Source organism: Shewanella sp. SR43-4 (assembly GCF_014163845.1).
GTDB lineage: Bacteria > Pseudomonadota > Gammaproteobacteria > Enterobacterales > Shewanellaceae > Shewanella > Shewanella vesiculosa.
Genome location: NZ_JACJEB010000024.1, coordinates 1 through 12,640, shown reverse-complemented (window position 1 = coordinate 12,640; position 12,640 = coordinate 1). Strand labels below are relative to the sequence as shown.

General features: G+C 42.0%; 10 protein-coding genes. 1 reads left to right on the top strand and 9 read right to left on the bottom strand.

The window, feature by feature from the left end:
• Window positions 1-59: 59 nt before the first annotated feature.
• The 9 genes from H5123_RS19120 to H5123_RS19080 form a co-directional block, all read right to left on the bottom strand.
• Window positions 60-1,346: an FAD-binding oxidoreductase gene (locus tag H5123_RS19120; RefSeq protein WP_124017041.1), complete on the bottom strand. Its 1,287-nt coding sequence runs from the start codon at window positions 1,344-1,346 to the stop codon at window positions 60-62.
• Window positions 1,347-1,566: 220 nt separating this feature from the next.
• Window positions 1,567-2,382 (bottom strand): ABC transporter permease subunit, encoded by an 816-nt coding sequence (locus H5123_RS19115; RefSeq protein ID WP_124017040.1) that lies wholly within the window; start codon window positions 2,380-2,382, stop codon window positions 1,567-1,569.
• Window positions 2,379-3,278 carry an ABC transporter permease subunit gene (locus H5123_RS19110; RefSeq protein WP_124017039.1) on the bottom strand — a complete coding sequence of 300 codons (900 nt, stop codon included), beginning with the start codon at window positions 3,276-3,278 and terminating at the stop codon, window positions 2,379-2,381. Before H5123_RS19110 ends, H5123_RS19115 begins: the two co-directional genes overlap by 4 nt.
• Complete coding sequence (potA, locus tag H5123_RS19105) at window positions 3,275-4,411, bottom strand: polyamine ABC transporter ATP-binding protein (RefSeq protein ID WP_124017038.1); 1,137 nt, start codon at window positions 4,409-4,411, stop codon at window positions 3,275-3,277. The genes H5123_RS19110 and potA overlap by 4 nt, the downstream gene beginning before the upstream one ends.
• Window positions 4,412-4,566: 155 nt before the next feature.
• Window positions 4,567-5,667, bottom strand: coding sequence for a polyamine ABC transporter substrate-binding protein (locus tag H5123_RS19100; RefSeq protein WP_124017037.1), 1,101 nt, complete (start codon window positions 5,665-5,667; stop codon window positions 4,567-4,569).
• Between the two features lie 258 nt (window positions 5,668-5,925).
• Window positions 5,926-7,326: an aspartate aminotransferase family protein gene (locus H5123_RS19095; protein ID WP_124017036.1), complete on the bottom strand. Its 1,401-nt coding sequence runs from the start codon at window positions 7,324-7,326 to the stop codon at window positions 5,926-5,928.
• Window positions 7,327-7,423: 97 nt separating this feature from the next.
• The gene (locus H5123_RS19090; RefSeq protein WP_124017035.1) at window positions 7,424-8,779 is read right to left on the bottom strand and encodes a glutamine synthetase family protein; all 1,356 of its coding nucleotides are present in this window, start codon (window positions 8,777-8,779) and stop codon (window positions 7,424-7,426) included.
• A 2-nt stretch (window positions 8,780-8,781) separates the two neighbouring features.
• Entirely contained in the window at window positions 8,782-9,546 is a 765-nt protein-coding gene (locus H5123_RS19085; RefSeq protein ID WP_182698989.1) for a gamma-glutamyl-gamma-aminobutyrate hydrolase family protein, read from the bottom strand.
• A gap of 444 nt (window positions 9,547-9,990) precedes the next feature.
• Complete coding sequence (locus H5123_RS19080) at window positions 9,991-10,539, bottom strand: cupin domain-containing protein (protein ID WP_124017033.1); 549 nt, start codon at window positions 10,537-10,539, stop codon at window positions 9,991-9,993.
• 231 nt (window positions 10,540-10,770) lie between these two features.
• On the opposite strand from H5123_RS19080, the gene H5123_RS19075 reads away from it, so the two are divergent.
• Window positions 10,771-12,078 carry an FAD-binding oxidoreductase gene (locus H5123_RS19075; protein WP_182698988.1) on the top strand — a complete coding sequence of 436 codons (1,308 nt, stop codon included), beginning with the start codon at window positions 10,771-10,773 and terminating at the stop codon, window positions 12,076-12,078.
• Window positions 12,079-12,640: the final 562 nt, after the last annotated feature.

Genomic DNA, 12,640 nt, shown 5'->3' with positions numbered 1-12,640 from the left:
TCCTAAACTGACGTTTGTACTCACCTACTCGCACTCTCTCTACCAGTACGTAAAGCAGGTTAAATTCCAAACTTATCTCTAAGGGTGTAATACCAAGCGCCTATGGCACTAAACGGTACACGCATAGCATGACCACCAGGGAATGGATAATGAGGTAATGCGGCAAAAGCATCAAAACGTGTGGCTTGACCATTAAGCATTTCAGCAATCAGCTTACCCGCCAAATGAGTGTAGGTAACCCCATGGCCACTACAGCCTTGTGAGTAATAAATATTGTCGCCAATACGTCCCACTTGCGGTAAACGCGACAAGGTCATTAAAAAATTACCTGTCCAAGCGTAATCCACCTTAGTCCCTTTTAATTGCGGGAAGGTCTTTAATAACTTAGGCATAATTAAGGCTTCAACGTTAGCAGGATCGCGTGCGCCGTAAACTACGCCGCCACCAAATACCAGGCGTTTATCTCCGGTAAGGCGGTAATAATCTAATAGATAATTACAATCTTCTACGCAATAATCTTGTGGCAGTAAACTGGCTGCCATTTCATCAGACAATGGTTCAGTGGTAATCACCTGAGTGCCACACGGCATGGATTTAGCTTGCAGCTCTGGCAGTAACTTACCTAAATATGCATTACCTGCAACTACCACGTATTTACACTTAACTTGGCCCAGCGCGGTATGCACAATCGGTGAAGCACCGTCATCTACCTTTATAACAGCAGAGTCTTCAAAAATTAGCCCACCAAGAGATTCAACCGCACGAGCCTCGCCTAAAGCAAGGTTTAGAGGGTGAATATGACCACCGCTTTTATCGAGCAAACCACCAACATATAAATCGGTATTGACGACATTACGTATGCCATTTTGATCGAGTAACTCTAAATGATTGTTATGACCATGCGCTTCCCATAAGGATTTTTGACCTTCTAAATGACGCATTTGTTTTGCGTTCATGGCGGCAAATACACCGCCATCTTTTAGATCACAATCAATGTTGTATTTGGCAATACGATCACGAATAATTTGGCCACCTTCGAATGCCATTTTACCAAATAACTTAGCTTGTTCTTTGCCGACAACACCTTCAATAGAATCAATATCGCGACTAAAAGAATTGACGATTTGACCACCGTTTCGACCAGATGCTCCCCAGCCAATCCTTGCTGCTTCAAGCACCACAACTTTCATGCCACTTTCTAATAAATGTAACGCAGAAGACAGCCCGGTATAGCCCGCGCCAATGATACAAACATCTGTTTCAATTATAGATTCTAAGCGAGGGCGTTCAACTTTATCATTAGCCGACGCGGCATAATATGAACTAGCATGAGGTGTGGCGGACATAGCACTTCCTTTATAGGTTCAAAACGTAAAACAACTGATTCATCCTACACTTAAGCAAATTCAAAAACTAGCATTTACTATGAAATTTTTGACACTTTGTAGAATATATTAAACACCCACGTAATCAAAATAGCGTAAAAACATTTGAGTAGCAGACATAGCGAATAAAAAAGCCATACTGATGTCAGTATGGCTTTTAATCTTGGTCTATTGAATGATGTTATTCCATCGCAGCTTTGGCTTTTTTCTCTGCTCGGCGGGCTAAATACCAAGACAGGAAAGCAACCAAGGACACTGCTAAAATAATAATTGTCGCTAGCGCGTTAATCTTAGGTGATACCCCTAAACGCACAGACGAAAACACGACCATTGGCAAGGTTGTAGAACCCGGACCAGAGGTAAAGCTGGCAATCACTAAATCATCTAATGACAAACTGAATGATAATAACCAACCAGCAATAAGAGAGGGGGCTATCATGGGTATGGTAATCAAAAAGAAGGTTTTTAATCGCGTTGCACCTAAATCCATCGCGGCTTCTTCAATTGATAAGTCCAGTTCACGCAGTCTTGACGACACCACCACAGCAACATAAGCCGCACAGAAAGTAGAGTGAGCAATCCACACGGTAAACATGCCACGCTCAGTGGGCCAGCCAAAGGTTTCTGATATCTGTACAAATAATAATAATAACGACAAACCGGTGATGACTTCTGGCATAACCAAAGGAGCAGTAATCATATTAGACAGGGTTAACTTAGCCCATGAGCGTCTAAAACGGGTCATAACAAATGCCGCCATCGTACCAATTATCACCGCCATAGTAGAACTGTAAAAGGCGATGCGTAAACTGGTCCAAACGGCATTTAGTATTTGCTCATCTTGAAATAGTTCGCCATACCATTTAGGTGAAAAACCTCCCCATACGGTAACCAATTTTGATTCGTTAAATGAATAGATCACCAAAATAAGCATTGGCGCATATAAAAATATCAATCCAAACCACAACATCACTTTAGAGAAACTTAAGTTCTTCATAGATCGTTCTCCATGTTGCGTGACTGATATCGATGGAACAAGGTAATCGGGATAATCAGTAACGCTAACATCACAATGGCTAATGATGACGCTACAGGCCAGTCGCGGTTATTAAAGAACTCTTGCCACAACACCTTACCAATCATTAATGTGTCTGGGCCGCCCAGTAATTCAGGAATAACAAACTCACCTACCGCAGGGATAAATACCAACATAGAGCCAGCGATAACACCGCCCTTTGATAATGGTAGAGTGATTTTCCAGAAGGTATTAAGACTGCTAGAGCCTAAATCTGAGGCCGCTTCAATTAAGCTTAAATCCAATTTAACCAAAGTGGCGTACAGCGGCAAAATCATAAACGGCAGGTAGGCATAAATAATACCTATGTACACAGCAAAGTTAGTATTGAGCATTTGTATCGGTTCTGAAATAACCCCTAACCACATCAAGGCATTATTAATTAGACCGTTATTGCTTAAAATACCCATCCAGGCATAAATACGGATCAAAAATGAAGTCCACGATGGCAACATCACCAACAGCAGTAATACCGCCTGCATTTTTACTGGAGCACGGGCAATGGCATAAGCCATTGGAAAACCGAGTACCAAACACCCTATCGTGGCAAAGAAAGCCATTTTTAATGAGGTCAGATAAGCCATGTAATACATCGAATCTTGCAATAACAATAAATAGTTACCCAAGTTAACGAATATATTTAGTGCCTCATCTACATAATTAAATGTTGCCTCGTAAGGTGGAATCGCAATCGCAGCAGTAGAAAAACTGATCTTTAGCACAATGGCGAACGGTAAGGCAAAAAACAATAACAACCATAGGTATGGAATCCCCATGGTGAGATGTCGGCCTTTGAATATTTTCAATGGATTCTTCATGAGTTTAATACAACCCCGCTGGTGTCTTCCCAACTGATGTAAACCTCTTCTTCCCATGTAGGATGATCGGCGCGGCGTTCACGATTAATCATTGAGCATTGGACAATTTGATTGTTTTTTAACTTGATGTAATACACTGATAAACCACCAAGATAAGCAATATCATGCACTACACCATGAGCCCAGTTGTAATCACTTTCGGGCTTTTGACGGCTAATAATGGTTTTTTCTGGGCGCAAAGCTAAAAATACATGTTTATTTTCAAGGCTGGTTGAAATACCGTGACCAATATAAAACAGCTGCGATAAGGTTGGAGACTTAATGATTGCATGGTCAACTTCATCTTCGATGATCTCACCATCAAATAAATTAACTGTACCAATAAACTCTGCCACCATTCGACTGGCCGGCGACTCATAAATATCCATTGGGCTGCCAGTTTGTGCAATCCACCCTTCATGCATAATAGAAATGCGTCCAGCCATGGTCATGGCTTCTTCCTGGTCATGGGTAACCATCACACAAGTCACGCCTACCGCTTCTAAAATATCGACCACTTCTAACTGCATTTGCGTCCGCAGCTTTTTATCTAATGCGCCCATTGGCTCATCAAGTAATAATAATTTAGGTCGTTTCGCTAACGAACGAGCGAGTGCCACACGCTGACGCTGGCCACCTGATAACTGATGCGGTTTACGTTTACCGTACTTTTCCATGTGCACCAGTTTAAGCATTTCTTTAACCCGCACGGCAATATCAGCCTTGGGCATTTTGTCTTGCTTTAATCCAAAAGCGATATTTTGCTCAACCGTCATATGCGGAAATAATGCATATGATTGGAACATCATATTAATAGGACGCTCGTATGGCGGCATATCAGTTATGTCGACACCATCAAGGAAAATACGCCCTTCACTTGGCTTTTCAAAGCCCGCTAACATACGTAATAAAGTTGACTTACCAGAACCTGAACCACCCAGCAGCGCAAATATTTCGCCACGATTAATGGTTAACGACACATCGTCTACTGCACGGACGTCGTCGAAAATTTTACTCACACGCTCAATTTTAAGCAGTACTTTATCTTGCGTCTTTGTGATTGGTTTATTGGTGACGCCCGAGGTGTTTACCATAATACTGCTCCGCCTTTTTGGAGTGTGCATACCACAACAGAAAAGTCTGTTTCAGGGCACACGTAACAATCTGTTAGATGGCTAAATTAACCAATAAATACATAAATATGTTTAAAAACAGGGCGAGGAACTCGCCCTGTTATGAGCGAGAAAGGTTATTGACCTGACTTCACTTTAGTCCAAGCACGTGTGACTACACGTTGAATTTTTAATGGACGAATATCACCAATATATAACTTATCAATTACCGATTGAGGTGGGTAAATGGCTGGGTCATTACGGATAGCTTCGTCAACTAATGCTTGTGCTGGTGCGTTAGGATTTGCGTAAGCAACATAGTTACTGATAGGTGCAATCACTTCAGGGCGAAGTAAATAGTTTATCAGCTTATGGGCGTTATCAATGTTAGTGGCATCTTGTGGGATAGCTAACATATCAAACCATAAGTTGGCGCCTTCTTTTGGAATAGAATAGCCAATCTTATTACCGTTACCGGCTTCATCTGCACGTGCAGCTGCTTGGAATACATCACCAGAGAAACCAAACGCGACACAAATATCGCCATTCGCTAAATCAGAGATGTAGCGTGAGGAATGAAAATACGTGACGTAAGGACGTACTTTTTCCAATACTTCGGCGGCTTTTTCATAATCATCAGGATTTTTACTGTTAGGATCTAAGCCTAAATAAATCAGCGCTTGAGGTAACATATCGTCAGCAGAATCTAACATCGAAAAACCACATGATGCGATTTTTTCTGCGTACTTAGGATTAAAAATTAACTCTAGAGAATCAAATGGCGCATCTTCACCTAATACCGCTTTGACTTTATCGATATTGTATCCGATACCATTAGTGCCCCATAAATAAGGGATTGCATACTGGTTATCGGGATCGGCTTTTTGAAGCTGTTTCATTAAATCAGGCTTTAAGTTGGCATAATTAGTCAACTTAGCGCGATCAAGTTTTTGAAAAGCGCCAGCTTTAATTTGCTTTGCTAAAAAGTGATTAGACGGAACAACAATGTCATAACCGCTGTGGCCAGAAAGTAATTTTGCTTCAAGTACTTCATTGCTGTCGAACACGTCATAAATGACATGAATACCGGTTTCTTTCTCAAAATTGGCTAAAGTATCTTCGGCAATATAATCCGACCAGTTGTACATTTTAACCACTTCCTGAGCCTGAATAGCGGTGCTAGCAAACACACCTGCTGTAATTAAGGCCACTGTGGATAGTTTGTTTAATAGCTTCATACTTTCTCCCTTTTGGATAATGGTCAGAATGGTACTGACATTCGTTTTTTTCGCTAGATCTTAACAGCGTGTAAAATCTTCTTTCTATTGAAAGAAATTATCCAATGCTACAACTTAACTATGCATCGGTATGGTTAACGCAACATCACTTTCGCCTTTCACTGTGAATACTATCAAAAACATTTTCGATTACTAGATCTGCTAAATGCAATTGGTTAAAAAATCACTATATCGCAATAATCATTCAGTAATTATGTATTAGTTGAGCATATTTAGGTGTTGATAAGTGTCATTTAATGCTTGGGTTGCTTTACTCACTAGCTCGTCAATTTCTGCGTGGCTAATGGTTAATGGTGGCGAAATAATCATAGTGTCGCCGACCGAACGCATAACCAAACCATGAGTGATACACGCATCGCGGCAATATGTTCCAACGCCGACCTTGGCGTCAAATCGCTGCCGTAATGCTTTATCTTTCACTAACTCTATGGCGGCAACCAAACCAATGCCGCGAACCTCACCCACTAATGGATGTTCGGCCAGTTGTTGTAAGCGCGACTGTAAATACGGCGAACTATCATTTGCCACACGTTCAACTAATTTTTCTTGCTCAATAATACGAATATTCTCTAATGCAGCGGCAGCGGCAACCGGATGACCGGAATAAGTAAAACCATGGGTAAATTCGCCACATTCTTGCTTAATAACGTCTGCCACTTTGTCTGACACAATCACCCCGCCCATTGGCACATAACCCGAAGTCATGCCTTTGGCGATAGTGATGAGATCTGGCTGCAAATCAAAATACTCTGCTGCAAACCACTTTCCGGTGCGGCCAAAGCCGCTGATCACTTCATCAAGAATAAATAAAATATCGTATTTGGCTAAAATGCGTTTTATTTCAGGCCAATATGTTGAAGGTGGAATAATCACCCCACCCGCGCCCTGAAAAGGTTCAGCAATAAACGCGGCAACATTGTCTTCGCCTAGCTCAATGATTTTGGCTTCTAATGCCTGTGCTGTTTGTAACCCAAATGCTTCAGCAGACAAGTCTTTGCCCTCTGCATACCAATAAGGTTGCGCAATATGCACCACACCAGGAATAGGTAAATCACCTTGTTCATGCATGCCAGACATACCACCTAAACTAGCCCCGGCAACCGTTGAACCATGGTAAGCATTCACCCGACTGATAATGGTTTTCTTGTTTGGCTTACCTTTTAAATCCCAATAACGTCGCACCATGCGCAAATTAGTGTCATTTGACTCAGAGCCTGACCCGGTAAAAAACACATTATTCATGTGCGCTGGAGCCAGAGAAGCAATTTTTTGAGCTAACTCAATTGCTGGAGGATGAGAGCATTGAAAAAAACTATTATAAAAAGGTAACTTCTGCATCTGCTGGCTGGCGGCGTCAACGATTGACTGGCGACCATAACCCACATTGACACACCATAAGCCTGCCATCGCATCGAGCAGTTTATGTCCCATTACATCCCACAAATAGACGCCATCTGCACGTTCAATCACCCGAGTCCCTTTTTCGGCTAACCCCTTTGAGTCGGTGAATGGATGAATAAAATGTTGTTTATCTGCAGTTTGCAGACGCTCAAGCTCATGTTGCTGGCTCATCGCATCTGTCGGTAATGGGTTTGGCATACTGGTATCCTTACAAACAGGTAACAAATTAATGTCCATTTGCTACCTGTTGTTATCCACAAACATTAGTAATCTAAGTTAACGTTCTCAACTATCATTACACGGTTAATAATAAGAACTCACGTTCCCATGAACTTACAACGCGTCTAAAGTTTTCAAGCTCTGCTTGCTTAACCGCCACAAAACCTGTGGTAAATGATTGGCCTAGATACTCAATACAAGCATCACTGGTTTGCATCGCAACTAACGCTTCTTCTAAGGTCAAAGGTAAGCAGTTGTCATTATTAGTACGGCTTTCATTTGACTTGCCGGTCACAGGCGTAGAAGGTTTTAAATCATCAACCATACCGATATAACCACATAATAAGCTGGCAGCAATCGCCAGATAACAGTTAGCATCGGCACCTGGAATACGGTTTTCAATACGACGATTTTGTGGTGATGATTCTGGAATACGTAAGCCACAAGTACGGTTTTCAACGCCCCATTCAAGGTTTACGGGTGCAGATGTACCAGGCAAGAAACGGCGGAACGAGTTAGCACTTGGCGCCATTAACGGTAACAATTCTGGAATGTACTGTTGTAAGCCCGCAATGTAGCTAAGGAATAATTTGCTTTGAGTACCATCTTCTTTAGTGAAAATATTTTTACCGGTTTTAATATCAAGCACGCTTTGGTGAATGTGCATTGCGCTACCAGGTTCATCGGTAACTGGCTTGGCCATAAATGTGGCACACACATCATGCTTTAACGCAGCTTCTTTCAATGTACGCTTAAAAATGAACACCTGATCGGCTAATGACAATGCATTGCCATGGCTGAAGTTAATCTCCATTTGTGCCGGACCGTCTTCATGGATCAAGGTATCAATATCAAGGCCTTGAACTTCACACCAGTCATACATGTCTTCGAACAAAGGATCATATTCGTTAGCAGCGTCGATAGAGAAAGACTGACGTCCAGCTTCTGGGCGACCTGAGCGACCGATAGGTGGCTTAAGCGGTAAATCATGGTCATCAGAACGTTTGGTGAGGTAAAATTCCATTTCTGGCGCAATAACCGGTTCCCAGCCTTTATCTTCATAAAGCTTTAGTACTTTCTTCAATACATTACGCGGTGACAGTTCAATCGGGTTGCCCATACGATCATAACAATCGTGAATAACCTGAGCGGTAGCTTCAACAGTCCATGGCAGCATGAAAACAGCGTTTTCGTCTGGCACACAAACAAAATCGATATCGGCATCATCAAGAAGTTGATAGTAAATCTCATCATCGATGAAATCACCAGTCACTGTTTGTAACAACACACTCTCAGGTAAACGCATGCCTTTTTCTGATACAAACTTATCTACTGGGGCTATCTTGCCACGTGCAATCCCAGTCATGTCACTGATAACACATTCAACTTCGGTAATTTTTTTGTCTTTCAAAAAAGCGATTAACTTATCCATTTTTATCTCACTTGTGTTGCCGCATAATGTCTACAGGCTTGTCCGAATGCTTCGAAAATAGCAGTATAGAATGCATTTTCAGTTACTTTCCATTCAGGATGCCATTGAACACCTAATGCAAAATTTTTAGCATTTTTAACAGAAAATGCTTCGACTAATCCGTCTGGAGCGAATGCTTCTGGCTGTAACCCCTCACCAAGACGATCAACGCCTTGAGTATGAACAGAGTTAACCTCTGCGGTGTTACAGCCCCATGCATCGTGAAGAAGCCCGCCAGCGACAAGATTTACTTGATGCGAAATACCATATTGTTCATCTAAAGGGGCTTTCTTATCTTCACGATGTTCAATATACGTGCCAACTTCATGTAGCTTTTGATGCAAACTGCCACCATACACTACATTCATTTCTTGAAAACCACGACAAATACCCAATACCGGAATACCGGCATCAATCGCAGCTTTTATCATGGGTAAGGTTATTGCGTCACGCTTAGGATCATGATGAGTGCCCTCATCACTAGGGAGCCCTTGGTAGTGGTGAGGTTCAATATTTGATGGTGAGCCAGTGAAAAGAATGCCGTCAAGACGAGCAAGAATAGCGTCAATAGGCGCATCGACACCAAGCGATGGGATAACTAAGGGAAAACCTTTTGCGCCATTGACCACACTCAACAAATATTTTTCGCCCACTATGTTAAATGGATGAAGACCTATTTGCTGATTGCACGCTACTACCCCTATGAGGGGAATACCTGACTGAGACATATCTCACCTTTAGCAAAGAATGTGATGAACTTATTGTTTTACGTGTTCATTTTTTCACACACTACACGGATTTTTTTAGCTAGGCAAGAGGATAACGGAGGATAAAAATAACTTTTAATAAAAATAAATTAAAACACTTTAAATACATTGCGTTAACTTTAAATCAACCAAGATGTATAAAAAAATCATCTCATCAACATTGATGAGTTATCACGATAAAATGCGCCAAAATGGGGAGATGAATGCACAATAAAAGGGAATTTGTTGCTTAATATTCTTTACACAAAACAATAATCACATGCTAGGAGGAGAGTATGTAACAGCAAAAAGTAGACTCATTATTTACTTTTGATAGGTGGGAATAGCTAGATTAATGGATGATCTTGCGCTATTCCCTTGAACAAAAACAGTCGATATAAGCAGAAAGAAATGAATGATAAACCATCAAAAATCAGCGGGGGTCGTTGCACTTACAACCTTACAAGCTTGCTCAAATGGGTTACGAAAACGGTGTGGTTGTTCACTGTTAAAATAATAACTGTCACCTTCTTCAAGAGTAAAAACTTCTTCACCCACAGTAAGCTCAAGTTTACCAGAGACAATGATACCGCCTTCTTCACCCTTGTGCTGCAGCATTTCAGCGCCGGTATCAGCGTTCACTGGGTATGTTTCACTCATCACTGACATTGCTCGGTTGGGGTAATCTCGGCCAATTAGCTTATAGACTAATTCACCAGTACCAATATCGAGCAACTCATTACTGCGATAAACCACTTTCAGGTCTCCAACAGAACCGTCATCAATTGAGAAGAAATCGACTAATGACATCGGGATCCCAGATAAGACCTTTTTCAGTGAACTCACCGAAGGACTGACACTGTTTTTCTCAATCATTGAAATTGTACTGTTGGTCACCCCTGCACGCTTGGCCAACTCGCGTTGAGATAACCCTTTCAATTTGCGAACAGCTTTTAGGCTTGTACCAATATCCAAATTTATTCCCCTATTAAATCTTGACTGATAGCCTGCGACTAAGTGTTGCAGATTATTAACACTTTACCAAAAATCTGTACTAATTAAGCATGATAACTTACTTAAATCAAAGCAATTGTATTTTACACTAAATAAGTGTTAAATAAAATGCACACTCTAGATGTGTCACCTTGCATCTAACTATTTATTTAAAATCTATTATTATAATACAATCAATAGCTTGGAGAGTATATGCCACGTAATTCCCCGATTCATAGCCAACAGTACCCAGATTCCTTTTATGTCGCGACAGCAAAAGAGCTTTATCAGCACCCAAAACTGACCGAAAATCTAACGGCAGATGTGTGTATTGTGGGGGGGGGATTCAGCGGGATTAATACCGCTATTGAACTCAGACAACGTGGTTACAGTGTGGTATTACTCGAAGCTAAACGCATTGGTTGGGGCGCATCTGGGCGTAATGGTGGTGAACTGATCCGTGGCATAGGCCATGACGCGACTCAATTCCGCAATGAAATTGGTGATGAAGGCGTAAAAGCCATTCAGCAAATGGGTTTTGAAGCGGTTGATATCGTCACGCAGCGAATTACCGATCATAAAATCGATTGCGACTTGCATATGGGCTATTGCGATTTAGCCGTAAAATCACGACATATGGATGATTTAGCTGCAGAATACCAAGATCTAAAAGACCAAGGTTATCAAAAATCAATCAAACTGCTGGATCGTTCGCAAATAGGTGAAGTTATCGGTTCAGACTTTTACCAAGGCGCATTAGTTGATATGGGCAGCGGACATTTGCACCCACTTAATCTTGCCTTGGGTGAAGCAAAAGTAGCTCGCGAGCTTGGCGCACAATTATTTGAATACAGCGCCGCAGAAAAAATCATTAAAGGCAATAAACCCAAAGTGATTACCGCTGAAGGCGAAGTGACTTGTAACTATCTCGTATTGGCTGGCAATGGTTATATCGGCAATAAATTAAGCCCTTTCCTTGGCGGAAAAGTACTCCCTACAGGCACCTACTTATTAGCCACTGAGCCGTTAACTGAACAACAATGTGCCAGTATCATCCCGCAAAATATGGCATTTGCCGATATGCGCGTGGCATTAGATTACTTCCACTTATCAGCAGACCGCCGTTTATTGTTTGGCGGTTTATGCACTTATTCTGGTAAAGACCCAAAAGATATTGAAGCTGAATTAAGACCTAATCTTGAAAAAGTGTTCCCGCAATTAAAAGGCATCAAAATTGATTATGAATGGGGTGGCATGATGGGCATTGGCGCCAACCGCATGCCGCAAATCGGCCGCTTACCCGACGCAGCCAACATCTACTTCGCCCAAGCCTATGCAGGTCATGGTGTAAACGCAACCCATATGGCTGCTAGATTAATAGCTGAAGCAATTAGCCAACAATCACAACGCATTGATGTGTTTAATGACATTAAACACATGACTTTCCCTGGCGGCCCAATGTTACGCTCGCCACTGTTAGCTGCTGGAATGTTGTATCACAGAATGAAGGATTTGCTTTAGGTTGATGGATTTGCTGTGGGTTGGCAAAAGGGTCAACCTTTGTTCTTTTTATGGCCTGCGGCCACTAACGTCGTGGCGCTTCGCCCACACCAGACTTTTCAAACTTCGTTTGAAGTAAGATCGCAAGGTTCCACCCTGCACGGGCCAAAAGGGGATCAACAGCAATCCCCTCTTGGATCACCCCTGCCGTTCCGGCAACATTTTCGCTTTCTAACCAAACAACAGCAGCGAAAAAATTGCGACGGAAATGTATCCAGCTTTTAACTCTATTTGGAATCGGCCTCGGCCTTATTCGAAAATGCTAACGCTTCAGATGGGGCGTCCCTTCCCCTCCAAAGCTAGCTCGCCATCCATGGCTAGCTCACGACATTTTCTTCAACGACCTCAAGTTCAGAGTTGAATTTGGGCGTTTTCAATCAAGGAATCTAAATCATTTTTGGACATTTCCGAGTTAGATTTTTAACTCTAATCCGTGAGTTTCGGATCAAAATCTTTATGGGTAACGCGCGCAAACAACAACTGCGCTGCATAAAGCGTGACAGTTTGCGGAATCAGATTGCTT

Excerpts from the sequence above, each read along its gene's own strand:
- H5123_RS19120 (WP_124017041.1), bottom strand. The coding sequence starts at position 1,346 with ATGTCCGCCACACCTCATGCTAGTTCATATTATGCCGCGTCGGCTAAT.
- H5123_RS19115 (WP_124017040.1), bottom strand. The coding sequence starts at position 2,382 with ATGAAGAACTTAAGTTTCTCTAAAGTGATGTTGTGGTTTGGATTGATA.
- H5123_RS19110 (WP_124017039.1), bottom strand. The coding sequence starts at position 3,278 with ATGAAGAATCCATTGAAAATATTCAAAGGCCGACATCTCACCATGGGG.
- potA (WP_124017038.1), bottom strand. The coding sequence starts at position 4,411 with ATGGTAAACACCTCGGGCGTCACCAATAAACCAATCACAAAGACGCAA.
- H5123_RS19100 (WP_124017037.1), bottom strand. The coding sequence starts at position 5,667 with ATGAAGCTATTAAACAAACTATCCACAGTGGCCTTAATTACAGCAGGT.
- H5123_RS19095 (WP_124017036.1), bottom strand. The coding sequence starts at position 7,326 with ATGCCAAACCCATTACCGACAGATGCGATGAGCCAGCAACATGAGCTT.
- H5123_RS19090 (WP_124017035.1), bottom strand. The coding sequence starts at position 8,779 with ATGGATAAGTTAATCGCTTTTTTGAAAGACAAAAAAATTACCGAAGTT.
- H5123_RS19085 (WP_182698989.1), bottom strand. The coding sequence starts at position 9,546 with ATGTCTCAGTCAGGTATTCCCCTCATAGGGGTAGTAGCGTGCAATCAG.
- H5123_RS19075 (WP_182698988.1), top strand. The coding sequence starts at position 10,771 with ATGCCACGTAATTCCCCGATTCATAGCCAACAGTACCCAGATTCCTTT.